Origin of the sequence: Pseudomonas sp. Sample_11 (assembly GCF_004307505.1) — a bacterium.
In the GTDB taxonomy this organism is placed as follows: domain Bacteria; phylum Pseudomonadota; class Gammaproteobacteria; order Pseudomonadales; family Pseudomonadaceae; genus Aquipseudomonas; species Aquipseudomonas atacamensis.
Window position 1 is genome coordinate 170,475 of sequence record NZ_RCOD01000031.1, and the last position, 24,272, is coordinate 194,746.

25 protein-coding genes and 1 pseudogene are annotated in these 24,272 nt (G+C 58.6%); 13 read left to right on the plus strand and 13 right to left on the minus strand.

The features are described 5' to 3' along the window. Positions 1-37 precede the first annotated feature (37 nt). The 3 genes from D8U60_RS08035 to D8U60_RS08045 all read right to left on the minus strand — a co-directional run bounded on the left by D8U60_RS08035 (position 38) and on the right by D8U60_RS08045 (position 4,444). Positions 38-1,663, minus strand: a complete 1,626-nt coding sequence (locus tag D8U60_RS08035) for a methyl-accepting chemotaxis protein (RefSeq protein ID WP_130899869.1) — start codon at positions 1,661-1,663, stop codon at positions 38-40. A 306-nt stretch (positions 1,664-1,969) separates the two neighbouring features. Then, positions 1,970-3,109: a glycerate kinase gene (locus D8U60_RS08040; RefSeq protein ID WP_130899870.1), complete on the minus strand. Its 1,140-nt coding sequence runs from the start codon at positions 3,107-3,109 to the stop codon at positions 1,970-1,972. A 216-nt stretch (positions 3,110-3,325) separates the two neighbouring features. Further along, on the minus strand, positions 3,326-4,444 hold the full coding sequence (locus tag D8U60_RS08045; RefSeq protein WP_130899871.1) for a sugar diacid recognition domain-containing protein: 1,119 nt from the start codon (positions 4,442-4,444) through the stop codon (positions 3,326-3,328). Between the two features lie 171 nt (positions 4,445-4,615). On the opposite strand from D8U60_RS08045, the gene D8U60_RS08050 reads away from it, so the two are divergent. Further along, positions 4,616-5,926, plus strand: a complete 1,311-nt coding sequence (locus D8U60_RS08050) for an MFS transporter (protein WP_039762752.1) — start codon at positions 4,616-4,618, stop codon at positions 5,924-5,926. A 285-nt stretch (positions 5,927-6,211) separates the two neighbouring features. Continuing rightward, complete coding sequence (rarD, locus tag D8U60_RS08055; protein ID WP_130899872.1) at positions 6,212-7,093, plus strand: EamA family transporter RarD; 882 nt, start codon at positions 6,212-6,214, stop codon at positions 7,091-7,093. A gap of 138 nt (positions 7,094-7,231) precedes the next feature. Here rarD and hppD read toward each other — a convergent pair whose 3' ends face one another. Then, positions 7,232-8,308, minus strand: a complete 1,077-nt coding sequence (hppD, locus tag D8U60_RS08060) for a 4-hydroxyphenylpyruvate dioxygenase (protein ID WP_016774910.1) — start codon at positions 8,306-8,308, stop codon at positions 7,232-7,234. 351 nt (positions 8,309-8,659) lie between these two features. On the opposite strand from hppD, the gene D8U60_RS08065 reads away from it, so the two are divergent. Next, positions 8,660-10,195 carry an EAL domain-containing protein gene (locus D8U60_RS08065; RefSeq protein ID WP_130899873.1) on the plus strand — a complete coding sequence of 512 codons (1,536 nt, stop codon included), beginning with the start codon at positions 8,660-8,662 and terminating at the stop codon, positions 10,193-10,195. A 227-nt stretch (positions 10,196-10,422) separates the two neighbouring features. Continuing rightward, the gene (locus D8U60_RS08070; RefSeq protein WP_016774912.1) at positions 10,423-10,788 is read left to right on the plus strand and encodes a histone-like nucleoid-structuring protein, MvaT/MvaU family; all 366 of its coding nucleotides are present in this window, start codon (positions 10,423-10,425) and stop codon (positions 10,786-10,788) included. Between the two features lie 215 nt (positions 10,789-11,003). On the opposite strand, the gene D8U60_RS08075 is transcribed toward D8U60_RS08070, so the two are convergent. Next, a complete protein-coding gene (locus D8U60_RS08075) occupies positions 11,004-11,522 on the minus strand; it encodes a DUF4946 domain-containing protein (protein WP_130899874.1) in 519 nt (172 codons plus the stop codon). A 137-nt stretch (positions 11,523-11,659) separates the two neighbouring features. Between D8U60_RS08075 and gloA the strand changes: the two genes are divergently transcribed. Continuing rightward, positions 11,660-12,181 carry a lactoylglutathione lyase gene (gene gloA, locus D8U60_RS08080; protein ID WP_130899875.1) on the plus strand — a complete coding sequence of 174 codons (522 nt, stop codon included), beginning with the start codon at positions 11,660-11,662 and terminating at the stop codon, positions 12,179-12,181. Between the two features lie 19 nt (positions 12,182-12,200). Then, positions 12,201-12,290: pseudogene (locus tag D8U60_RS27845) on the plus strand (metal ABC transporter ATP-binding protein); the annotation flags it as partial. Between the two features lie 66 nt (positions 12,291-12,356). On the opposite strand, the gene ahpF reads toward D8U60_RS27845, so the two are convergent. From ahpF to D8U60_RS08100, 3 genes are all read right to left on the minus strand, one after another. Beyond that, positions 12,357-13,919: an alkyl hydroperoxide reductase subunit F gene (gene ahpF, locus D8U60_RS08090; protein ID WP_125918635.1), complete on the minus strand. Its 1,563-nt coding sequence runs from the start codon at positions 13,917-13,919 to the stop codon at positions 12,357-12,359. Between the two features lie 124 nt (positions 13,920-14,043). Continuing rightward, on the minus strand, positions 14,044-14,607 hold the full coding sequence (gene ahpC, locus D8U60_RS08095) for an alkyl hydroperoxide reductase subunit C (RefSeq protein ID WP_016774916.1): 564 nt from the start codon (positions 14,605-14,607) through the stop codon (positions 14,044-14,046). Between the two features lie 137 nt (positions 14,608-14,744). Beyond that, on the minus strand, positions 14,745-15,683 hold the full coding sequence (locus tag D8U60_RS08100) for a site-specific integrase (RefSeq protein WP_130899876.1): 939 nt from the start codon (positions 15,681-15,683) through the stop codon (positions 14,745-14,747). Positions 15,684-15,860: 177 nt separating this feature from the next. Between D8U60_RS08100 and D8U60_RS08105 the strand changes: the two genes are divergently transcribed. Then, the gene (locus D8U60_RS08105) at positions 15,861-16,877 is read left to right on the plus strand and encodes a DNA-binding protein (protein ID WP_130899877.1); all 1,017 of its coding nucleotides are present in this window, start codon (positions 15,861-15,863) and stop codon (positions 16,875-16,877) included. Here the strand turns inward: D8U60_RS08105 and gorA are convergent. Beyond that, the gene (gorA, locus tag D8U60_RS08110) at positions 16,874-18,232 is read right to left on the minus strand and encodes a glutathione-disulfide reductase (protein ID WP_130899878.1); all 1,359 of its coding nucleotides are present in this window, start codon (positions 18,230-18,232) and stop codon (positions 16,874-16,876) included. The genes D8U60_RS08105 and gorA overlap by 4 nt on opposite strands. A 129-nt stretch (positions 18,233-18,361) precedes the next feature. After that, positions 18,362-19,201: a UTP--glucose-1-phosphate uridylyltransferase GalU gene (gene galU, locus D8U60_RS08115; protein WP_024013124.1), complete on the minus strand. Its 840-nt coding sequence runs from the start codon at positions 19,199-19,201 to the stop codon at positions 18,362-18,364. A 258-nt stretch (positions 19,202-19,459) separates the two neighbouring features. On the opposite strand from galU, the gene D8U60_RS08120 reads away from it, so the two are divergent. Together D8U60_RS08120 and D8U60_RS08125 are read left to right on the plus strand one after the other, a co-directional pair. After that, complete coding sequence (locus D8U60_RS08120; protein ID WP_016774922.1) at positions 19,460-19,645, plus strand: hypothetical protein; 186 nt, start codon at positions 19,460-19,462, stop codon at positions 19,643-19,645. 141 nt (positions 19,646-19,786) lie between these two features. After that, positions 19,787-20,074, plus strand: coding sequence for a hypothetical protein (locus D8U60_RS08125; protein ID WP_016774923.1), 288 nt, complete (start codon positions 19,787-19,789; stop codon positions 20,072-20,074). Between the two features lie 3 nt (positions 20,075-20,077). Here the strand turns inward: D8U60_RS08125 and D8U60_RS08130 are convergent, their stop codons facing one another. Together D8U60_RS08130 and D8U60_RS08135 are read right to left on the minus strand one after the other, a co-directional pair. Next, complete coding sequence (locus D8U60_RS08130; protein ID WP_016774924.1) at positions 20,078-20,308, minus strand: hypothetical protein; 231 nt, start codon at positions 20,306-20,308, stop codon at positions 20,078-20,080. 72 nt (positions 20,309-20,380) lie between these two features. Next, complete coding sequence (locus D8U60_RS08135) at positions 20,381-20,737, minus strand: hypothetical protein (RefSeq protein ID WP_016774925.1); 357 nt, start codon at positions 20,735-20,737, stop codon at positions 20,381-20,383. A 211-nt stretch (positions 20,738-20,948) separates the two neighbouring features. Here D8U60_RS08135 and D8U60_RS08140 point away from each other — a divergent pair, with 211 nt between their 5' ends. From D8U60_RS08140 to ada, 4 genes are all read left to right on the plus strand, one after another. Further along, a complete protein-coding gene (locus tag D8U60_RS08140; protein ID WP_007912251.1) occupies positions 20,949-21,251 on the plus strand; it encodes a DUF1883 domain-containing protein in 303 nt (100 codons plus the stop codon). Between the two features lie 28 nt (positions 21,252-21,279). Next, a complete protein-coding gene (locus D8U60_RS27615; RefSeq protein WP_016774926.1) occupies positions 21,280-21,450 on the plus strand; it encodes a hypothetical protein in 171 nt (56 codons plus the stop codon). Between the two features lie 7 nt (positions 21,451-21,457). After that, complete coding sequence (gene alkB, locus D8U60_RS08145) at positions 21,458-22,129, plus strand: DNA oxidative demethylase AlkB (protein ID WP_122704144.1); 672 nt, start codon at positions 21,458-21,460, stop codon at positions 22,127-22,129. An 80-nt stretch (positions 22,130-22,209) separates the two neighbouring features. Then, positions 22,210-23,271, plus strand: coding sequence for a bifunctional DNA-binding transcriptional regulator/O6-methylguanine-DNA methyltransferase Ada (gene ada / locus D8U60_RS08150; protein ID WP_130899879.1), 1,062 nt, complete (start codon positions 22,210-22,212; stop codon positions 23,269-23,271). On the opposite strand, the gene D8U60_RS08155 is transcribed toward ada, so the two are convergent. Further along, positions 23,261-24,244: an MDR family oxidoreductase gene (locus D8U60_RS08155; protein ID WP_130899880.1), complete on the minus strand. Its 984-nt coding sequence runs from the start codon at positions 24,242-24,244 to the stop codon at positions 23,261-23,263. The two genes, ada and D8U60_RS08155, sit on opposite strands and share 11 nt — an antisense overlap. Between the last annotated feature and the right edge of the window lie 28 nt (positions 24,245-24,272).

A 24,272-nucleotide genomic window follows, 5' to 3' on the forward strand; every position in this document is an offset into this window, starting at 1 on the left:
GTCTCCTGTTAGCGCGGTTTCCAGCCTTCACCGTATCTCAAATCACGAAACGCGCCACCATGGCGTTCAAATCCACCGCCAGCCGCGACAGTTCGTGGGTCGCGGCGCTGGTCTGGTTGGCGCCGGCGGCCGATTGCGTGGCGAGGTCGCGGATGTTGACCAGGTTGCGATCGACCTCGCGGGAGACTTGCGCCTGCTCTTCCGACGCGCTGGCGATAACCAGGTTGCGTTCGTTGATCTGGTGAATAGATTGGGTGATCTGCTCCAGCGCCACGCCGGCCGCGCGGGCCATTTCCAGCGTGGACTGAGTGCGCTGATTGCTTTGCTGCATCGACGAAACCGCTTCACCGGTACCGTTTTGAATGCCGGCGACCATTTTTTCGATTTCCTGAGTCGACTGCGCGGTGCGATGCGCCAAGGCGCGCACTTCGTCAGCCACCACGGCAAAACCACGACCAGCCTCGCCGGCACGCGCCGCTTCAATCGCAGCGTTGAGCGCCAAGAGGTTGGTCTGCTCGGCGATGGCCCGAATTACATCCAGCACCTTGCCGATGTCACGACCTTGCGCGGCGAGGCCTTCGATCATCTGCGCGGTGTTTTGCACGTCGTGAGTCATGGTCTGGATCGCGTCGACGGTTTTCACCACCTGATCGCGACCTTCGCGGGCGGCGTGGGTCGACTGGTTGGACGCCTCGGAAGTCGAAACGGCATTGCGCGCCACTTCTTCCACCGCAGCGGTCATCTCATTGACGGCGGTGGCGGCCTGCTCGATTTCGTTGTTCTGCTGCTGCAGCCCGCGCGACGCTTCTTCAGTGACGGCGCTGAGTTCTTCGGCAGCGGCGCCCAGTTGCGTGGCGGAACCGGCGATCTGCTCGATGGTTTTGCGCAGGTTGGACTGCATCGCTGCCAAGGCTTCAAGCAAGCGCGCCGGTTCGTCCTTGCCGTCGACTTCGATGGCTTTGCTGAGGTCACCGTCGGCAATGGTTTGCGCAGCGAGCACGGCGCGGTTGAGCGGCGTGACGATGCTGCGGGTCAGCAACCAGGCGAGCAACACGGTGGCCAGCGCCGCAATCACGGCGACGATGATGATCCCGGTGATGGCGCTGTCATAGTTTTCACCGGCCTTGGTGGCAGCCGCTCTGGCCCCGGCGGTATTCATGCCGATCAGCTTGTTGAGCTGCTCGCCCATCTGATCGGTGCCTTCCTTGATGCGCGTGTTGATCAACGCACGCATCGCTTCCAGATCGCCCTTGCGCGATAGCTCAATCATCTGATTCTGCGCTTGCAGGTAATTATCGAGCGTCGTCGAAAACGTCTGGAAAACAGCGTGCTCTTCAGGACCTGCCGGCAACGCAGCGTAGCTGGCCTGCGCTTTGCGCACCTTGTCGACCAGCACCGCGATGCGGGTTTCTGCCTCTTGCAGGCTGGCCGGTTCGCGATTGACCAGCACACGGAACGAGAGAATGCGCATGCGCAGGACGTTTTCCGTGACCACACTGAGGTGGGTCACGCTAGGCAATTGGTTGGTGTCCATGTCGACCGACGCCTGACGAATGACCGTCATGCGGCTGACGGCGAACACGCCGAGGACAATCACCAGCAAGGCGATAAAGGCAAAACCGAGGAAAGCACGGGGCGCGATATTCAGGTTACGCAGGGACATGGTCGGACTCTCGAAAGAAAGAAACTACGAGCGTCCATGCCGTGAGCACTGGCCCATAGCGGGCGACAGTCCGGCGGCACTGAATTGTGGTTTTGTGTGCGCCTGACCGTTGTATCGGCCAGGCTTGAGGAAGGTTTCGGGTCTGCGGTAAATATTTTTCGGGACGTGACAACAATCAAACACTGCTCCGCTGCCCTTGGTAGGAGCTGTCGAGTGCAACGAGGCTGCGATCTTCTGATCCTGCTTTTAAAAGTCAAAAGATCGCAGCCTCGTTGCACTCGACAGCTCCTACCAAAGGCAAGCGGTTCAGCGTTTGGTAGCGAGTTGCCAGACCCGAGCAATATCGGTGGCGCGTTCACGCAGCAGGCGCGGGGCTTCGGCGCAGGCCTGTTCCAATGTCATCGGTCCGCTGGTCACGGCGAACGCGGCGTCGATGCCGTGTTGGTAGAGTTCCTGATAGCCCTCGCCCAAGGTTCCGGCAATCACGATCACCGGCACGGCGTATTGTTTGGCAATTCGCGCCACCCCGAACGGTGTTTTGCCGCGCAGGGTTTGCGCATCGAAGCGGCCTTCTCCGGTAATCACCAGATCCGCACCTTTGACCGCCTCAGCGAGCCCGACCAGTTCCGCTACCACCTCGACGCCCGCCTGAAACTGCGCGCCGAGAAAAGCCTTGGCGGCAAACCCCAGACCACCCGCCGCGCCGCTGCCCGGTTGATCGCGCACGTCCTTGCCCAATGCTTGCGCGCAAAGCTCGGCGAAGTGCCCAAGCGCCTGATCGAGCTGCTCAACCTGCGCGGGCGATGCGCCCTTCTGCGGGCCAAAAATGGCCGAAGCACCATGAGGGCCGCAGAGCGGATTGTTGACGTCGGCGGCGATGTCGAAACGCACATCGGCCAGACGTCGATCGAGCCCACTCAGGTCCAATCGCGCCAGTTGCGCCAAGGCCAGGCCGCCGGGCACCAGCGACTGATTCTGCGCATCCAGCAACTTCACGCCCAACGCCTGCATCGCACCCGCACCGCCGTCATTGGTCGCGCTGCCGCCGATCGCCAGGATCACTCGTTGCGCGCCAGCATCCAGCGCTGCACGAATCAATTCACCCGTGCCAAACGTGCTGCTGATGCAGGCATCGCGATGTCCCGGCGGGACCAGTTGCAGACCGCTGGCCTCGGCCATTTCGATGATCGCGGTGTGGTTGTGCGGCAGCCAACCCCAAGCAGCATCGACCGGCGCGCCCAGTGGACCGCGCACGCGGGTGCGGCGTAACTCACCTTCGCAGGCTGCAAGAATCGACTCGACCGTGCCTTCGCCGCCATCGGCCATCGGGCATTTGATCAGCGTCGCCTGCGGCCAGACCTGCGCCAGTCCGAGGGCGATGGCTTCGGCAACGCCTTGGGCACTCAGGCTGTCCTTGAACGAGTCGGGGGCGATGACGATCTTCATGGGAATTCTCCGGTTGCAGTGGCATTCATGCTGCCAGTCGGCCTGCGCCTTGACGCCGGTCGGGTGCACAAGTGGCGTCGGCGTTTATTGTTCATTTCCACAAAAGACTTGCGTTGGATGTTCCGGCCCCTTCGCGAGCAGGCTCGCTCCCACATTTTGAAATGCATGCCACTGTGGGAGCGAGCCTGCTCGCGAAGAGGCCCCGAAATACACCGATCAATTCGGATCAGTCTGCGGCAGCAACTGCACCCCCAGATACAACGCCAGCATCCCGTCCAGCTTCAACGGATCAACCCCGCTCAACTCGGCAATCCGCTCCATGCGATAACGCAGGCTGTTGCGATGGATACCCAGCGCTTCGGCACAGGCCTGGCTCTGCCCGTCGTGCTCGCACCAACTACGTAGCGTCGCCAGCAACTGGCCGTTGCTGTCCTTGGCGATAACCTTGCGCAGCGGCTTGAGCAGTTCGTCCAGCGCATCATCGTTGCGATGTCGCCATAGCATGACCGGCAAGCGATAACGATTGAGCGTCAGCAGCCGCGAGCTCGGCAGCACGTCACGACCATACGCCAGCAAGTCGCCGACCCGTCGATAACAGCGACGCAACCCGGCCAGACCATCCGCCTGCCCGCCGACGGCGATGCGCAGAATCTTCCAGCCGAGGCCATCGAGTTTTTCCAGCAGGCGATCGTGCTCGACGTTCTGGCTCGCCGGGCGACACCACAACAGCGACGACTTCGCCGAACTCACGCACCAACTGTCCGGATACCGCGAGGTCAGCCACGCACTCAGTGCCTCGACGGTTTGCCCCGGCCCGTGCTCAAGCCCCAGTTCAAACAGATACGGCACCCGCGTCAGTTGCGGCTTGAGTCCCAACTGTTGCGCCTCATCGACCAGACGCGGCGAATCCCCCGCCTCGCTCAACAGCAACGCCAGCAGATCATCGCAGCGCTGCCGTCGCCACTGCTGCTCGGCCTGCTGGTTGCGCTGGCCGACGAGCATTTCGGCGGTCATGCGCACCAGCTCGGCGTAGGTGCGCAATTGCTCCGGCTCGCCAGTGATGCCAAGCACGCCGATCAAGCGCTGATCGAGCAACAGCGGCAGGTTGATGCCCGGTTGCACGCCTTTGAGGTGCACCGCCGTTTGCGCATCGATTTCCACCACGCGCCCGTTGGCCAGCACCAGTTGCGCGCCTTCATGCCGGGTGTTGATGCGCTCCGGTTCACCGCTGCCGAGGATCAGGCCCTGACTGTCCATGACATTGACGTTGTACGGCAAAATGGCCATGGCCCGGTCGACGATGTCCTGGGCAAGGTCGTGATCGAGTTCGAACATAGCGGCGGCAATCCTTCATTTCAGGCACGGACGGTTGTTCAGCCGCACAGGGTCTGGCGGCAAACCCTGTGCTCAGGCACAAAGACAATCCGGCCAAAGGTGGCCGAGACTCTCAGGGCGATCAACGTTACCCTTTGCATCGCAAAAAATCATAATAAAGAGAGAGCCGCTATGTCGCAGAGCGCCGCAGCTACCCAGACCATCGACGACGGTAAAAACGCCGTCTACAAACGCATCACCCTGCGTTTGATTCCCTTCATTTTCATCTGCTACCTGTTCAACTACCTCGACCGGGTCAACGTCGGCTTCGCCAAACTGCAGATGCTCGACGCACTGAAATTCAGCGAAACCGTATATGGCCTCGGCGCCGGCATTTTCTTCATCGGTTACGTGCTGTGCGGCGTGCCGAGCAACCTCGCACTGACCCGCTTCGGTCCTCGGCGCTGGATTGCCTTGATGATGATCACCTGGGGCACGCTGTCGACCTGCCTGTTGTTCGTCACCACCCCGACCGAGTTCTACACCCTGCGCTTTTTCACCGGTGCGGCTGAGGCGGGTTTCTTCCCGGGCGTCGTGCTGTATCTCTCGCAGTGGTTCCCGACCTTCCGCCGTGGCCGGATCATGGCGTTGTTCATGTCGGCGATCCCCGTCTCCGGGCTGCTCGGCAGCCCGTTTTCCGGCTGGATCCTTAACCACTTCGCCGCCGGCCAAGGTGGCCTGGCCGGTTGGCAGTGGATGTTCCTGCTGCAAGGCATTCCGACCGTGATCCTTGGTGCGCTGGCATATTTCCTGTTGAGCGACAGCTTTGCCAACGCCAAATGGCTGACCGCCCACGAACGTTCGGTGCTCGAAGCCGACCACGCCGAAGACCTCGCCAACAAACCGAAAACCGCCACCGACTCGCTGCTTGCGGTGTTCAAGAATCCTGCGATCTGGGCCTTCGGCCTGATCTATTTCTGCATCCAGAGCGGCGTCTACGCGATCAACTTCTGGCTGCCGTCGATCATCAAGAACCTCGGCTTCAGCGACAACCTGGTGATCGGCTGGCTGAGTGCGATTCCGTACCTGCTCGCGGCGGTGTTCATGCTGGTCGTCGGCCGCTCGGCGGACTTGCGCAAGGAGCGCCGCTGGCACTTGGTGGTGCCGATGCTGATGGGCGCTGTCGGTCTGGTGATCGCAGTGAATTTCGCAGCGAATCCGGCGATTGCGATTCTCGGCCTGACCATCGCGACCATGGGCGCACTGACCGGTCTGCCGATGTTCTGGCCGGTGCCGACCGCCATGCTGAGCGCGGGCGCGGCGGCTGGCGGTCTGGCGTTGATCAACTCGATGGGGCAGATGGCCGGGTTCCTCAGCCCGTACCTGGTGGGCTGGGTCAAGGACAGCACTGGCTCGACGGATGCGGCGTTGTATGTGCTGGCGGCGGTGATCGTTGGCGGGAGTCTGCTGGCGTTGCGGATGACGCGGACGTTGCGGGCTTAATCAGAAGCACAGATCAAAAGATCGCAGCCTTCGGCAGCTACTGTGGAATGCGTTCCCTGTAGGAACTGCGGAAGGTTGCGATCTTTTGCGTTTAAGCGATGCAATCATGCATAGCGCCAGCCGACGCAACATCTATGCTGACTCTGCCGGCCTCTTCGCGAGCAGGCTCGCTCCCACAGGATTTGTGGCTCCTGGATGTGGGAAATAATGAGCATCCGCTCAATATTCAGCACAAAAACCACGTATCCTGCGCGCCCCGTTCAACCATCACGTCGCGAGGACAGTTTGTCTAAAGGTATCGCTCTATCGGTTTCAGCCTCGGTGCTGTTTGCCGTCATGTATTACTACACGTCGCTGCTGACGCCTCTGAGCGGCGTGGAAATCTTCGGCTGGCGCATGCTCCTGACCGTGCCGTGCATGACCGTGTTCATGCTGGTTTCCGGGGAATGGCGGCGGGTGCTGGAGCTGTTCCGATTGATGGCAGCCAGGCCGAAGCTGATTGCCGGGCTGCTGGTCTCTTCCGCCCTCCTCGGCGTTCAGCTGTGGCTGTTCATGTGGGCACCGCTCAATGACTACAGCCTGGATGTATCGCTGGGTTATTTCTTGTTGCCGCTGGCGATGGTGCTGACCGGGCGGATTGCCTATGGCGAGAGCCTGTCTTACCTGCAGAAAATCGCCGTATTTTTCGCCAGCCTCGGCGTGTTGAACGAGTTGTATCAGGTGGGTGGTTTTTCCTGGGCGACGCTGGTGGTCGTGGTCGGTTATCCGCTGTACTTCGTACTGCGCAAATACCTGAAAACCGACAACCTCGGTGGCCTGTGGGTCGACATGACCCTGATGCTGCCGGTCGCTTACTGGTTTGTGCAGGGCGGCGAACAGGGCCTGGCCGTGTTCGATCAACATCCAGGACTGATGTGGCTGATTCCGCTGCTCGGCCTGATCAGTGCGTCCGCGCTGGTGGTGTACATCATCGCCAGCCGCTTGCTGCCGTTCAGTCTGTTTGGTTTGTTGAGTTATGTTGAACCGGTGTTGTTGCTTGCGGTGGCGTTGTTGCTGGGAGAAAGCATCAAGTCGGGCGAGTGGCTGACTTACATCCCGATCTGGCTGGCAGTTGTGGTGCTGGTGTTCGAAGGCTTCAAGCATTTGACGCGCCAACGACGCTCTTAAAAGCAAAAGATCGCAGCCTTCGGCAGCTCCTACAGGAAAAATGCATTCCAAATGTAGGAGCTGCCGAAGGCTGCGATCTTTTGATCTTAAAAAATCCCGGCCCTGCATTTCTGCAGGCCGGGATTTTTTCATTTGAGATTACTCGGTGGTCAACACACCACGACGCACCTGGTCACGCTCGATCGATTCGAACAGAGCCTTGAAGTTGCCCTCGCCGAAACCGTCGTCACCCTTGCGCTGGATGAATTCGAAGAACACCGGCCCCATCAGGGTTTCCGAGAAGATCTGCAGCAGCAGACGCTTGTCGCCCTGCTCCGAGGCACCGTCGAGCAGAATGCCGCGCGATTGCAGCTGATCGACCGGCTCGCCGTGGTTCGGCAGGCGACCTTCAAGCATTTCGTAGTAGGTATCCGGCGGCGCGGTCATGAAGCGCATGCCGATTTTCTTCAACTGATCCCAGGTCTTGATCAGGTCGTCGGTGAGGAACGCAACGTGCTGGATGCCTTCGCCGTTGAACTGCATCAGGAACTCTTCGATCTGCCCGGCGCCCTTGGACGACTCCTCGTTGAGCGGGATGCGGATCATGCCATCCGGTGCGGTCATGGCTTTCGAAGTCAGACCGGTGTACTCGCCTTTGATGTCGAAGTAACGGATTTCACGGAAGTTGAATAGCTTCTCGTAGAAGTTCGCCCAATAGGCCATGCGACCGCGATAAACGTTGTGGGTCAGGTGGTCGATGATCTTCAGACCAGCGCCAACCGGGTTGCGATCAACACCTTCAATGAACACGAAGTCGATGTCGTAGATCGAGCTGCCTTCGCCGAAACGGTCGATCAGATACAGTGGCGCGCCGCCGATGCCTTTGATCGCCGGCAGGTTAAGCTCCATCGGACCGGTTTCGATGTGGATCGGCTGAGCGCCGAGTTCGAGTGCGCGGGAATAGGCCTTCTGCGAATCCTTGACGCGAAACGCCATGCCGCAAACGGACGGGCCGTGTTCGGCGGCGAAGTACGAGGCGACGCTGTTGGGTTCGTTATTGAGGATCAGATTGATCGCGCCCTGACGATAGAGGTGCACGTTCTTGGAACGGTGGGTCGCGACTTTGGTGAAGCCCATGATCTCGAAGATCGGCTCCAGCGTACCGGGAGTCGGCGCTGCGAACTCGATGAACTCAAAGCCCATCAGGCCCATTGGGTTTTCGTATAAATCTGCCATGGTGACGCCTCATCATTTCTTATCAATTAACCAGGGTTATTTGTCAGGAAAGTGATGTAGAGGGAGGCGCACAGGAGATGCCACGCACGCTGCGCGCGAGGAAGTCTCCGTAGATCAGTTGGAACCCGAATATCTTCATTGTCGACCCAAGGCTCTTGCGGGCGAGGCTTCTGCTGCCAGAAGACGATTATTATTGTATGCGTAAATCGATTCTACACAGCGTAACGGGACCTGTCTGCCCTCTGTATAAAATCCGCTTTTTTTCGTACGGCGCAAGAGCCATCTGCGATCTATTCTCCCCTCTGGCTCAATTGTTTATCGGGTCGGATTTCTAAACCACAGGATGTGTCCATGCCGCTGACCCGTCGAACCCGCCGCAAACGCAGCACCCGAATCGCCGTGACTGTGCTCAGCGGTCTGCTGCCGATCGTGCTGGGCAGTGGGATTCTTTATATGCAGGCAGAACGCACACTGCAGCAAAGTGCCGGGGAGACGGCCGAACAGGCGCTGCGACAGTTCGATCTGATGCTCGATAACACGGCAGAAGCCGCTCGGGTCCTGCTGCCGCTTGCCGGGAAAAATTGCGAAGAGGTGAAACTGGCCCTGCGCGAACAAGTGACCCGCCGCCCCTTCGTGCGCTCGACCAATCTGGTCTGGGACAACAATCTCTACTGCAGCTCACTCTTCGGGGCGTTCCAGGAAGCCGTCAATGCCGGGGACTATCATCAAGGCAAACTGTGGTTGATGAACGGCAATCCGGTGACGCCCGATACGGCATTGTTGATCTACCGTCTCAGCGACGGTCGTGGTGGCGCGCTGACCACACTGGATGGCTATCACTTGAGCAACATCCTGCGCCTGATCGGCCGCCAGACATTACTGACGTTGCAAGTGGGCGATAACTGGCTGTCCGCCGACGGCAAAGTTCATCAGGGATCACTGCCTGCCCCGCCGGTCGCGCACAGCCTGCTGGAATCCGAGCGTTACGGTTTCAAAGTGTCGGCGGGTTTCCCCCAGGGCGAAGTCCGGCGTTACATGGCGGCTGAATATCCTCCGCTGTTCAGTCTGTTGATTTTCTTCGGTGCAATCTCCGGTGCCATTGGCCACTTCGTTCAGAAGCGATCGACCTCGCCCAGCCACGAAATGATGCGCGCACTTGAGGCCGGGGAATTCATTCCTTACTTCCAGCCCGTGGTTCACGGTGATAGCAAGCAGTGGTCGGGCGCTGAAGTGCTGATGCGCTGGAATCACCCGAAAGAGGGGCTGGTACGCCCGGATCTGTTCATACCATTTGCCGAGCACTCAGGTCTGATCGTGCCGATGACCCGCGCGCTGATGCAACAGACTGCGGCCCTGCTGGGACCGCACTCTGTGAACTTCGCCAAGCCTTTCCATATCGGCATCAACATCAGCGCCAGCCACTGCCAGGATCTGGAGCTGGTCGAAGATTGTCGTGATCTCTTGGCGGCGTTTGCGCCCGGCAGCGTCGAACTGGTGCTGGAATTGACGGAGCGCGAACTGATCGAGCCGAGCGACATCACGCTTAAGCTGTTTGAGCAATTGCATGCACTGGGAGTAAAAATCGCGATCGACGACTTTGGTACCGGGCACTCGAGCCTTGGTTATCTGCGCACCTTCAACGTCGACTTTCTAAAGATCGATCAGAGCTTCGTGGCCATGATCGGTGTAGACGCGTTATCGAGGCATATTCTCGACTCCATCATTGAACTGTCGGCCAAACTGGACTTGGGCATTGTTGCCGAAGGTGTCGAAACTCAGGCCCAGGCTGATTACCTGACCGAGCATAACGTTAACTTTTTGCAGGGCTATTTGTACGGTAGACCGATGCCTGGCGCTGATTTCCTCGAAGCATTAACTCATCATTAAATCACCGACCCTGCCCGCCGAACAACCGCACCAAATTGATACAAAAAGTCATTGTTGTTACATGGCGACAACATCAGGATTTACTCTTGTCGCATTAACTACTACAATTTTTTCAACCTGAGCCAGACTGGCAGGTGAGCCAATTATCACCGAGTCGCTTCCAGGCTCTTGGCTTATAGCTTTGTTTGCGGTTGGTATCAGCCAAACACACTATTGGAGTAAAGATATTGTCCAGACTCGCTGAATTTCGCGCAGCTGAAAAGGCCCTTCAGGAACAGCTCAAACAGCTGGAATCGCTGAAGAACGATGCCGGGCTGAAGAAAGAAATCGAATTCGAAGAAAAGCTCCAGGGACTGATGAAAACCTATGGCAAAGGCCTGAAAGACATCATCGCCATCCTTGATCCAAACCCGGCAAAGTCCGGTCTGCAGCAGTCCGCAGCGCCCAAGACCCGCCGCGCCCGCGTAGTCAAGGTTTATCAGAACCCTCACACTGGTGAGCTGATCGAAACCAAGGGCGGCAACCATCGCGGTCTGAAAGCCTGGAAAGAGCAGTACGGTGCAGCCACCGTGGATTCATGGTTGCGCGGTTAATCTGACGCCAACAAAAAGCCCTGCCTGATGCAGGGCTTTTTTATTGACAATATCTAACAAATGAAATGATTTTCATCGAACAAGTTGGAAATTTGTGTAACGCTTCTGAATCATCAGGCTAAACATTTTGCTGCGCGATGTTACCTCGAGCGCTTGATCAAACTATGTGCTTAATCCTTTCCGGTAAGCGGACTGCTGCGAGTTAGTACGAACGTTTATAATTTCAGGCTGTTGCGCGCCGCTTCTATATCGTCGACGCTCGCCTTATAAACCTCGGCCTGCCCGGCATATGAAAGTACGTAAGCCTTGTCTGTTTCCACAGCTGCCACCAACGTTTGTGATAATACGTGTCGACCGTTCTCGGTGACCGTGCAGGTCGTCTCCAGCCCGGACAATGAGCCGAGCGCAGCCGGATGAATTCTGTTGCAGACGCTCTGATAACCACTGCGGAAGAAATCCTTCTGGATCGATTTGCGCATTTCCAGCAGCACGCCTTGCAAATTGACCTGATGCCCCGCCTCCACTTGCGTCATCGTCAACTCCATCACCATCACCTGATTGCCATCAGCATCGAGCTTCACCGCCCGTTGCCGCGAGACTGGCGGCGCGGTTTCCGGCAACGCTTCAACCTCCCAGCCCGTCGGCCAAGTGATACTTGGTTCGGCCATCGCGGAGAAAACCACAGCTGACGACAAAGCAAAAAAAACAAACACGGATTTCAACAGTCGGATCATTGCCGGACGCACTCATGGATAGAAAGCAAAGTCTGAGCCCCGCTTTCGCGCAGGGCAAGCCCGCCTTGCATTTGGCGATGCCGGCCGGCATGCGTATCATTGCGCCCATTCACTCGCCCATTGTTATTGGAGGGCCCATGAGCCTCAACGAACTGAACACTTTCCCCGGCGTGACTGCCACACCAGACAGCGCAACCCGCAACTTCGTGTTCAACCACACCATGCTGCGCGTAAAGGACATCACCAAGTCGCTGGATTTCTACACCCGCGTACTGGGTTTCTCGCTTGTCGAGAAGCGTGATTTCCCGGAAGCCGAGTTCAGCCTGTACTTCCTCGCGCTGGTCGATAAATCACAGATCCCGTCCGACGACGCTGCGCGTACCGAATGGATGAAATCGATTCCAGGCATTCTGGAATTGACCCACAACCACGGCACCGAAAACGATGCCGACTTCGCCTATCACAACGGCAACACCGACCCGCGCGGTTTCGGCCACATCTGCATTTCGGTGCCGGACATCGTCGCTGCGTGTGCACGGTTTGAAGAGCTGGGTTGCGATTTCCAGAAGCGTCTGACCGATGGCCGGATGAAGAGCCTGGCGTTTATCAAGGATCCGGATGGTTACTGGGTTGAAATCATTCAGCCTGCGCCGCTGTAACTGACGATATAAATCCACTGTGGGAGCGAGCCTGCTCGCGAAGGCGTCCGGCCAGTCAACATCATCGATGAATGACACTCCGCTTTCGCGAGCAGGCTCACTCCTGCAGATGGATTGTGCCAGGCATAAAAAAACCCATGATCGCTCATGGGTTTTTTCATTTCAGGCCTGAGGCTTATGCCGGGGCCGAAGTCCGGATCAAGTGATCGAACGCGCTCAGAGAAGCCTTGGCGCCCTCGCCCACTGCGATCACGATCTGCTTGTACGGCACAGTCGTCACGTCACCCGCTGCGAAGATCCCCGAGATCGAAGTCTCGCCACGATTATCGACAATGATCTCGCCACGCGGCGACAGCTCGATGGTGCCCTTCAGCCAATCGGTGTTCGGCAGCAGACCGATCTGCACGAAGATGCCTTCCAGCTCAACCGTGCGCAGCTCATCTGTGGTGCGATCCTTGTAACGCAGACCGTTGACCTTCTCGCCATTGCCGGTGACTTCAGTGGTTTGCGCACTGGTGATCACCGTGACGTTCGGCAGGCTGTGCAGCTTGCGCTGCAACACGGCATCGGCACGCAGTTGCACGTCGAACTCCAGCAGCGTTACGTGCGACACAATACCGGCCAGATCGATAGCCGCTTCAACGCCGGAGTTACCGCCGCCGATCACCGCCACGCGCTTGCCTTTGAACAGCGGGCCGTCGCAGTGCGGGCAGTACGCCACGCCTTTATTGCGGTATTCCTGCTCGCCCGGAACGTTCATTTCGCGCCAGCGTGCGCCGGTCGCCAGGATCACGCTTTTGGCTTTCAGAGTTGCGCCACTGGCGAAGTGGACTTCGTGCAACTCGCCATTCTTGCCCGGGATCAGCTTGTCGGCGCGTTGCAGGTTCATGATGTCGACGTCGTACTGCTTGACGTGTTCTTCCAGCGCCGTGGCCAGTTTCGGCCCTTCGGTTTCCTGCACGGAAATGAAGTTCTCGATGGCCATGGTATCGAGCACCTGACCGCCGAAACGCTCAGCCGCGACACCGGTGCGGATGCCTTTACGTGCGGCATAAATAGCCGCCGAAGCACCCGCCGGGCCACCGCCGACGACCAGCACGTCAAAGGCTTCTTTGGCGCTGATCTTCTCGGCCTGACGGACGATGGCGCCGGTGTCGAGTTTGGCGAGGATTTCCTCCAGGCCCATGCGGCCCTGGCCGAAGTTTTCGCCGTTGAGGTAGATGCTCGGCACGGCCATGATCTTGCGATCGTTGACTTCGTCCTGGAACAGCGCGCCGTCGATAGCGACGTGGCGGATGTTCGGGTTGAGCACGGCCATCAGGTTCAGCGCCTGGACGACGTCCGGGCAATTCTGGCAAGACAGCGAGAAGTAAGTCTCGAAGCTGAACTCGCCTTTGAGCGAGCGAATCTGCTCGATGACTTCAACGCTGGCCTTCGACGGGTGGCCACCGACTTGCAGCAGAGCCAGCACCAGCGAGGTGAATTCGTGGCCCATTGGAATACCGGCGAAACGCAGGCTGATGTCGGCTCCAGGGCGATTGATCGAGAACGATGGCTTGCGAACATCGTCACCGCTGTCGATCAGGGTAATTTGGCTCGAAAGACTGGCAACGTCTTTCAGCAGGTCCAGCATTTCACGGGATTTCGCACCGTCGTCGAGGGATGCAACGATCTCGATCGGTTGGGTGACCCGTTCCAGGTACGATTTCAACTGGGCTTTAAGATTGGCGTCCAACATACGGGCGATTTCCTTTATTTGTGGCGAAAAAAAGCCCGAGCGAATCTCGCCCGGGCATTTTTATTGGGCGGTGCAGCTAACTTAAGAAGGTGCGGCGTGCCGCCCTGCGTTGCATGTCACAGACTTAGATCTTGCCGACCAGGTCCAGCGACGGAGCCAGAGTGGCCTCGCCTTCTTTCCACTTGGCCGGGCAAACTTCGCCTGGGTGTGCAGCGACGTACTGAGCAGCCTTGATCTTGCGCAGCAGCTCGGAAGCGTCACGGCCAACGCCGCCATCGTTCAGTTCAACGATTTTGATCTGGCCTTCAGGGTTGATCACGAAGGTGCCACGGTCAGCCAGACCAGCTTCTTCGATCAGCACGTCGAAGTTGCGGGAGATGACGTGGGTAGGGTCGCCGATCATGGTGTATTCGATTTTGCCGATGGCTGGCGAAGTGTTGTGCCAGGCAGCGTGAGCAAAGTGGGTGTCGGTCGAAACGCTGTAGATTTCCACGCCCAGCTTCTTGAACTCAGCGTAGTTGTCGGCCAGGTCTTCCAGCTCGGTTGGGCAAACGAAGGTGAAGTCGGCTGGGTAGAAGAACACTACGGACCACTTGCCTTTCAAGTCAGCATCCGAGACTTGAACGAAGTCGCCGTTTTTGAACGCGGTAGCTTTGAACGGTTTTACTTGGCTGTTGATGATAGGCATCGATGACTCTCCGTCAGGGGTTATGAAGTTGATGGGTGAATCCTACCCACTCACTCGACGGAAGGCTCATTGGCAAACCTGATGCTGCTGATTTGTTTTCGCTATTAGCTGACTGTATTAATAGAAGAAAACGATCTCTACGCTTGATCCGGCTTATCCATAATCCGAGCCATTTCCTGGAATGGGCTGACCTCAACATAGCGCATGGCGGATTTCATGTCCTTCCAGCCAACGTAACTCATCAGTGATTTCAGATCCCAGCCGCTTTGATGCGCCCATGTGGCAAAGCCACGCCGCAGTGAATGGCTGGTGTAGTTGGCGGCGGCAATCCCGGCGCGCTGCAACGCCTGGCGCAGCAGCGGAATGATGCTGTTGGCGTGCAGGCCCTCCTCGCTCAGATTGCCCCACCGATCAATGCTACGGAACACCGCGCCGCGCACCAGCGCGGCTTCGGTGATCCAGTCGATATAAGCCTGCACCGGGCAGAGCTTCAATAGCGCTGGGGTCTGGTAGGTCTGCCCGAGGTTTTCCCGGTCGCCCTTGCTGCGCGGCAGATACAAAGTGATTCCTTTGCCAGCACTCGCCTGCACATGCTCGATCTGCAGGCGGCACAACTCGTCACTGCGAAAGCCACGCCAGAAGCCCAGCAGAATCAGCGCGCGATCCCGATAAGCCTTGAGCAAGGTCGGGCGGTCCTGATCCTGGCGGGCGGTTTGCGCCTCCTGCTCCAAGCAATCGATCACTCGTTGCAAATCCTGCAGTTGCAACGGCTCAGCCTGTTTTTCCTGCGCCGGGTGCAAGGCGCGAATGCCCTTGAACACCTTGCGCACTACTGGCGCCTTGGTCGGATCGGCAAAGCCCTGACTGTTGTGCCACTGCGCCAGCGCCGACAGGCGCAATTTGAGGGTGTTGATCGACAGAACCCCGGCGTGCTCCACCAGATAGCGCGCAACGCTGTCGGCAGTAGCCGGGAGAAATCCGCCCCACGTCACCTCGAAATGCTCGATAGCCATGCGATAGCTGCGGCGAGTGTTGTCCCGGGTGGCGGCTTGCAGATATCGATCGATGTCACTCATGGGCAGTTTTCTCGCTGGCGTACGGGTTCAGACATGCAGGTGCGCATTTTGCCGCCTGACATTGGGTAATACCAGTATATCCCGCGTGTTTTAATTCAGATATTTACCTATATTTTCAGCATGGTACACTGCGTACTTTAGTGGCATGTACCACAGTACGTAACCGTAGGAGTTCACATGGCCCGTGGCGGCATTACCAAAGCACTGGTGCAAATAGCGCGCACAGCGATCCTGTCTCGCGGCGAGCACCCAAGCATCGATGCAGTACGCATCGAAATGGGCAACACCGGCTCGAAAACCACGATCCATCGCTACCTGAAAGAACTGGATGACGGCACACAACCAGCAGAAGCGTCAGCAGAACCGATCGATGATGAGCTGACCGCCCTCGTCTCTCGCCTCGCCCAGCGCCTGAAAGAACAGGCGCAGGAGCCCATCGAGCAAGCCCGCGAACAGTTCGAGGAGCAACGGGAAGCACTGGAAACCGAGCTGAAACAGGTTCGCCAGGCGCTGGAAAAACTCGAGCACGATCACGACATTCAAGGCGCCGCACTGCAACGCGAATCCGAGGCGCTGAGCAACACCCGCTCGATGCTGCAAACCGAACAGACGCGCAATGCCGGTCTCAACCAGGCACTGGCCGATTTTGAATTGCGCTTGCGGGACAAGGACGAGCAGATCCGCTCACTGGAAGAAAAACACTTGCACGCTCGCGATGCGCTGGAGCATTACCGTAACGCCACCAAGGAACAGCGCGAGCAGGAACAGGCCCGCCACGAAGGGCAAATCCAGCAGATCCAGGCCGAGCTACGCCAAGCCCAGCAGAGCGCGCTGGTGCGTCAGGATGAGATCACACAGTTGCACCGTGACAACGAACGCCTGCTCACCGAAAACCGTGGCACTCAGCGCGAGCTGAACCTGGTGCAGGATCAGCTCAAGCACAGCAATCAGCGTCAGGATCAGTTGCTCGAGCAGGCCACGCGCATGGACAGCGAGCGCACCCTCCTCCAGGAACGTCTGCGCGTGGCGACACTGGAAAGCCAGGCGCTCAAACAGAGCGTCGACGAGCAGACGCAGCTCAATCAGTCACTGGAAAAGGAATTGCTCAAGGTTCAGGCAAGCCTTGAAGACAGCCAGCGTCTGGCGGCTGCCGTTGCGGCAGCGCCAGATTCGACCAAAGCGAAGGACGCTTAAGCGCTGACCGGCGTGCGCATGGTCACAAACTCTTCGGCAGCCGTCGGGTGCACCCCGATGGTGTCGTCGAAGTCGCGCTTGGTCGCGCCCGCCTTCAAGGCAATCGCCAGACCTTGCACGATCTCGCCAGCGTCCGGGCCGACCATGTGGCAGCCAAGCACCTTGTCGGTCTTGGCGTCGACTACCAGCTTCATCAGGGTTTTCTCCTGACAGTCAGTCAGGGTCAGCTTCATCGGCCGGAAGCGACTTTCGAAAATGACCACTTCGTGACCACAATCGCGCGCTTCTTCTTCGCTCAAACCGACTGTGCCGATGTTCGGCAGGCTGAACACGGCGGTCGGAATCATCTTGTAGTCCACCGGGCGGTATTGCTCCGGCTTGAACAGACGCCGCGCCACGGCCATGCCTTCGGCTAGCGCGACCGGTGTCAGCTGCACGCGACCAATGACGTCGCCCAGCGCCAGAATCGACGGCTCGGTGGTTTGGTACTCGTCGTTGACTTTGATGAAGCCTTTGTCGTCCAGTTGCACATCGGTGTTTTCCAGGCCCAGATTGTCCAGCATCGGACGCCGGCCGGTGGCGTAGAACACGCAGTCGGCTTCGAGTACGCGACCATCCTTGAGCGTCGCCTTCAAGCTGCCGTCAGCTTCCTTGTCGATGCGAGCGATGTCGGCATTGAATTGCAGGTCAAGGCCGCGCTTGGTCAATTCTTCTTGCAGGTGCTTGCGCACCGACCCATCGAAACCACGCAGGAACAGATCGCCGCGATACAGCAGCGTGGTGTTGGCACCGAGGCCATGGAAAATCCCGGCGAACTCGACCGCGATATAACCGCCGCCTACCACCAGCACACGCTTGGGCAACTCTTTCAGGAAGAACGCCTCGTTCGAACCGATCGCGTGCTCGTGCCCCGGAATTTCGGGAATCTGCGGCCAGCCGCCAGTCGCGATCAGGATATTCTTGGCGGTGTAGCGTTCGCCGTTGACCTCAACCTCGTGCGGCCCGACGATTTTCGCGTGCGCCTCGTGCAGGGTCACGCCGCTGTTGACCAGCAGATTGCGATAAATGCCGTTAAGGCGATTGATCTCGCGATCCTTGTTGGCGATCAGCGTGGCCCAGTCGAAGTTGGCCTCGCCCAGGTTCCAGCCGAAACCGGACGCCTGCTCGAAGTCCTCGGCAAAGTGCGCGCCGTAGACCAGCAGTTTTTTCGGCACGCAACCGACGTTGACACAGGTGCCACCCAGGTAACGGCTCTCGGCCACCGCCACTTTCGCCCCGAAGCCGGCGGCAAACCGCGCAGCTCGCACACCGCCGGAACCGGCACCAATCACATAAAGGTCAAAATCGTAGGCCATTTCTATCTCCTCGGCAGGCCATCAGCATACCCGCAGTCATCCATTGGGCAAGCACTGCCATCCATATAAGGGCGGAAAATGAAAAAGCCACCCGAAGGTGGCTTTCTTTTGCAGACGAGGCAAACGCTATCAGTAAGCTTTGCCAGTCTTGTAGAAGTTTTCGAAGCAGAAGTTGGTCGCGTCGATGTAGCCTTCAGCGCCACCGCAGTCGAAACGCTTGCCCTTGAACTTGTAGGCCATCACGCAGCCGTTCTGGGCCTGCTTCATCAGGGCGTCGGTGATCTGGATTTCGCCGCCCTTGCCTGGCTCGGTCTGTTCGATCAGGTCGAAGATGTCCGGGGTCAGGATGTAGCGACCGATGATCGCCAGGTTCGACGGCGCGTCTTCCGGCTTAGGCTTCTCGACCATGCTGTGTACACGGTAGATGTCGTCGCGGATCATTTCGCCAGCGATTACGCCGTACTTGTTGGTTTCCTGCGGATCGACTTCCTGGATAGCGACGATCGAGCAGCGGAACTGCTTGTACAGCTTGACCATCTGGGTCAGCACGCCGTCGCCGTCGATGTTGACGCACAGGTCGTCCGCCAGGACCACGGCGAACGGTTCGTCACCGATCAGCGGGCGGCCAGTCAGGATTGCGTGGCCCAGACCTTTCATTTCGGTCTGACGGGTGTAGGAGAACGAGCACTCGTCCAACAGCTTGCGGATACCGACCAGGTACTTTTCCTTGTCGGTGCCCTTGATCTGGTTTTCCAGCTCGTAACTGATGTCGAAGTGGTCTTCCAGAGCACGCTTGCCACGGCCGGTGACGATGGAAATCTCAGTCAGGCCCGCGTCCAGTGCTTCTTCAACGCCGTACTGGATCAGTGGCTTGTTTACCACCGGCAGCATTTCTTTAGGCATGGCTTTGGTCGCTGGGAGGAAGCGAGTGCCGTAACCGGCTGCTGGAAACAAGCATTTCTTGATCATATAAGTCCTTGAAAAGGCTGTGTGTACGAGTTTCGAGGCAGTCTAATCAGGCGGCGTGCGCCTTACAATGCCCCGCGCTGGCTAACCGATGCCAACATAGAGAAATATTCGCGCGGATAGTTCCATCCGGGTATTTCAGCGGCGGAATCAGCGTAGCTCAAGATCCGGGCAAACAGGATCACCATACGCTTATCAGCCCCCAATGCGAGCATTTGCCGCTATCATGGCGCCTTTGAACCACCGAACGAGAATGACCAGATGGCTGCGGTAAAAATCATCAACGGGTATGTGATCGACAAGAAAGACGGCAAGTGGACGCTGACCACCACCAACGGCGAACATATCGCCGGGCCTTTCGACAGCGAGCAGATGGCGACGGATGTAGCCTCGGTGTTCACCGATACACCTGCTTCTTCCAAGCGCCGTGGCAAAGATCAGGACTGATCCTGCCAGCACTTGCGCCAAGCCCTGCCAGAACGCAGGGCTTTTTTGTGCCTTGTTGGCAAACAAGTGGCCAATCGCTATAACCTTTTCATCGCGGCGCTGTCAGAGCATGCAGTCCCCCCACTTGAAGACCACGCAACCATGAACCTGAACAAACTGCAGCCGCTTTTCGCGGTATTGGTACTGAGCGGCTGTGCCACCTCGCAGCCCACCTATCTGAACAATGGCGAACAGGGCCTGAGCATCGATTGTTCCGGCGAAGCCAACTCCTGGGCCATGTGCTACGAAAAGGCCGATGCCTCCTGCGCTGGCACCGGTTATCGCATCGTCGGCACCGATGGCACGCCGGCGCCCAAGGAAGATGACAAAACCCTCGGCGTTGACGTTGGCAATTACAAGACCCGCAACGTCGTGGTCGTCTGCAAGTAAGCCTTACATGTGGATTTCGGCAAACTTGATCCCGAGGCCACGGACGACCTCGATCAGATCGTCGAGGCGATTGAAGGACTCAACTTCATCATTGTCATCCACCAAAAAGTAGCTGCGACCTGCACTCTTCTTGAAAAACACGATCCATTCACCGGGATTCGCCGGGTTCTGGATGACATGGGTGGCAGAGATAAGGCCCTCTGCGTGGCGCTCCCGCACATGCTCTCGCTTCATCGCGACTCCATAAATGACAATGCCGCCACAGCAGGACTGTGACGGCATCGGGTGCTGATGTGCGCTAGTCTATCAGCCGGAAATACAGGCGTTCGCGGCTTTCTGCACATCGCGAGGGCGAACCGGCACGTTGGACATGCGCTCATGCAACTTGATGCTGCTGCCGCCGGCGCGATCTTCGATATCAAATACGGCTGCCGGGCCTGACGAAAGTTTGCCGGGAACGATGACTCGTACACCGTCCTTCTGCGGCTGGACTTGCAACGCACCACGACTGTCAGCGAGCTTGTCGGTCAGACACTGCGCATACTCCTGGGGCTTTTTGCCGGAAATCACGCTCATGGTTGGCAGCGTTTCATTGATTTCGGAAACATTTGCACAACCGGCCATCGCCAGAATCAACGGCACACACACCACACCCCACTTCATATGAATCCTCCGTTAAAGACCGTCCGACAGCACAAATGCCGCTTTTCTCCGGGGCCTTGTGCATTTAACCCGCCTGCCGTGGCGAAGTTCTGTTCAAAATTTGTCAAAGCAACGCCCGACGGCCAGATAATAACCCGTGCGGGCTGATAAACTGCGCCCATCGACAAGCTATCGTTTTGATTTAGTAGAAAAAGCCCTTCTGGAGGCGCCCATGAAATTCATTCACCAGCGCGAGCACCTCAACGAAGACGACATCGTCGTCATTCAGTGCTCGCAGATGTGCAACATCCGTTTGATGAACGACGCCAACTTCCGCAGCTTCAAAAACGGCGGCCGTCACACCTACCACGGCGGCGCATTCGACACGTTTCCGGCACGCATCACCGCACCGAGTACCGGCTTCTGGAACATCACCATCGACACCGTCAACCGCCGTGCAATCAGCGTGACTCGCAAGCCGACGCTGACCCACTCGATCAAGATCATCCGTCGCTCCAGCACTAAACTGAGCTGAGACGCACAGCCTATTCTGAAAGGGAAACATGACCGTGGCGCAAAAAACCAAATACGTGATCAAGTACAAACTGGACGGTGAACAGCGTTTCGAATTCGCCGAGCTGGAAACCGGCACTGACGAGGAAGCGAAAGCGGCGCTGAAGAAAATGCACGCTGACGAAGAGCTCAGTGACATCAAGGTCAGCAAAGCGCTGTAACTGAATCATGCAACCGACCACGTTTGACCTGTTCGCCGACAACGAACCCGTACAGCAAGCCCGCGCCGAGCAGATCGGCGAACAATCGTGGGTGCTGCGCGGATTCGCCTTGCCGCAGGTCGAGCAATTACTGACCGAGCTCGAAGCCATTCTTGCCGCCGCCCCGCTACGCCACATGGTCACGCCCGGCGGTTTCAGCATGTCGGTCGGCACCAGCAGTTGCGGGCAGTTGGGCTGGATCACTGATCGCAGCGGTTACCGCTATTCCAGCGTCGATCCACTCAGCGGCTTGCCGTGGCCATCGATGCCGGCGGTGTTTGCCGATTTGGCCCACGAGGCGGCGAAACGCGCCGGCTTCCCGGGTTTTCAGGCCGACTCCTGCCTGATCAACCAATACGTCCCCGGCGCCAAGATGTCGCTGCATCAGGACAAGGACGAAAAGGGTTATGCCGCGCCCATCGTTTCGTTGTCGCTGGGGTTGCCGGCAATGTTTCTGTTCGGCGGTTTCGAACGCAGCGATAAAACCCGGCGCATCCCGCTGCTGCATGGCGACATGGTGGTCTGGGGCGGCGTGGACCGTCTGCGCTATCACGGCGTGCTGCCAATCAAACCCGGCCAGCACCCGCTCTTGGGCGAACGGCGCATCAACATCACCTTCCGCGTTGCTGGCGATCAGTAAAAGTTTGACCGCAAGGCGCGGAGTGTCGCGGGTTACGATGCTGGTTAACCTGACTCAAACAGGTCAACGGATTCCCTCTCATGGACACGCTTTCGAAGACGATCAGAACTGAAGACGATCCACGCTGGGCCGCCGTGGTGGCGCGCGATCCGCGTGCGGACGGGCAGTTTGTCTACGCAGTAAAAACCACCGGCGTTTATTGCCGACCGAGCAGCCTTGCGCGCCTGCCCAAACCGCAGAATGTCGAGTTTTTCGACACCGCCGAAATGGCCGAAGCAGCGGGATACCGGGCAAGCAAACGCGCCAGCAAGGACCAGAATGACGCGCAGCACGCGGCGATCATCGCAGCGGCCTGCCGGCAAATCGAAGCGTCCGAGACGTTGCCCGCGCTCGACAGCCTAGCGGCGAGCGCGGGCCTCAGCCCTTTTCATTTCCATCGAGTATTCAAAGCTGCGACAGGCCTGACGCCCAAGGCTTACGCCATGGCGCATCGTTCACGCAAGCTGCGTGCGCGCCTGGCCGACGGCGGCTCGGTGACCGACGCGCTGTATGACGCCGGATTCAATTCCAACAGCCGTTTCTACGAATCAGCCGATCAACTGCTGGGCATGAAGCCCACCGACTACCGCGCCGCCGGGCAGAACAACGACATCCGCTTTGCCGTTGGCCAATGCTCGCTTGGGGCGATTCTGGTGGCGCAAAGCGAACGTGGGATCTGCGCGATTCTGCTCGGCGACGATCCGCATCAACTGGTCTGCAACCTGCAGGATCAGTTTCGCAAGGCCAACCTGATCGGCGCCGACCGCGAATTTGAACAGTTGATCGCCAGCGTCGTCGGCTTTGTCGAAGCGCCCGCGACGGGCCTGAACTTGCCGCTGGATATACGCGGCACCGCATTTCAGGAGCGCGTCTGGCAGGCGCTGCGGGAGATTCCCGCAGGCAGCACCGCCAGTTATGCCGAAATCGCGCAACGCATCGGCGCGCCGACTTCGATGCGCGCCGTGGCCCAGGCTTGCGGGGCCAACCGCTTGGCGGTGGCGATTCCCTGCCACCGCGTGGTACGCAGCGATGGCAACCTTTCCGGCTACCGCTGGGGCGTCGAGCGCAAACGCCAACTGCTTGAGCGTGAACTCAACGATTGACGTCGACCACCACCCTGCCCCGCAGTTTCCCGGCGAGCAGTTTGGGCGCAGCCTCAAGGGCTTCGCTCAAACTGATTTCTTGACTGATCAGTTGCAATAAAGAGAAATCCAGATCCCTGGCCAGTCGGTCCCAGGCCTCGATACGGCGTGCTTTGGGCTGGGTCACGCTGTTGATTCCAGCCAGCGTCACGCCGCGCAGAATGAACGGCGCTACCGAGGCCGGGAAATCCATGCCTTGCGCCAACCCGCATGCAGCAACCACGCCTTCCGAACGCGTGCTGGCGCAAGCGTTGGCCAATGTATGGCTGCCGACCGAATCGACCACCGCCGCCCAACGCTCCTTCGCCAATGGCTTGCCCGGTTCGGACAAGGTGGCGCGATCGATGATTTCGGCAGCGCCCAATTGCTCCAGATATTCATGCTCGGACACGCGGCCGGTGGATGCCACCACGCGGTATCCCAACTTGCTGAGCAAGGCGATGGCAAAGCTGCCGACCCCGCCGTTGGCGCCGGTGACCAGCACTTCACCGTGATCCGGCGTCACGCCATGGCGCTCCAGCGCCAGAATGCACAGCATCGCCGTGTAGCCGGCGGTGCCGATGGCCATGGCTTGCGCCGGGGTGAAAGCTTCGGGCAGTGGAATCAGCCAGTCACCGTTGAGCCGAGCCTTTTGCGCCAGTCCGCCCCAGTGGCTTTCACCGACGCCCCAACCGTTGAGCAGCACCCGATCGCCCGCCTTGAAATCCGCATGGGAACTGGACTCGACAGTCCCCGCCAGATCGATCCCCGGCACCATGGGAAACTTGCGTACCACCGGACTGCTGCCGGTAATCGCCAGGCCGTCCTTGAAATTCAGCGTGCTGTACGCGACGTTCACGCTGACATTGCCTTCGGGCAGTTGCTGCTCATCGATTTGCTGCAGATTGGCGCGATAACCGCTGTCGTCTTTGTCGATCAGGATGGCGTTGAACATGACGGCCTCTCGAAAATGATTTGAAACA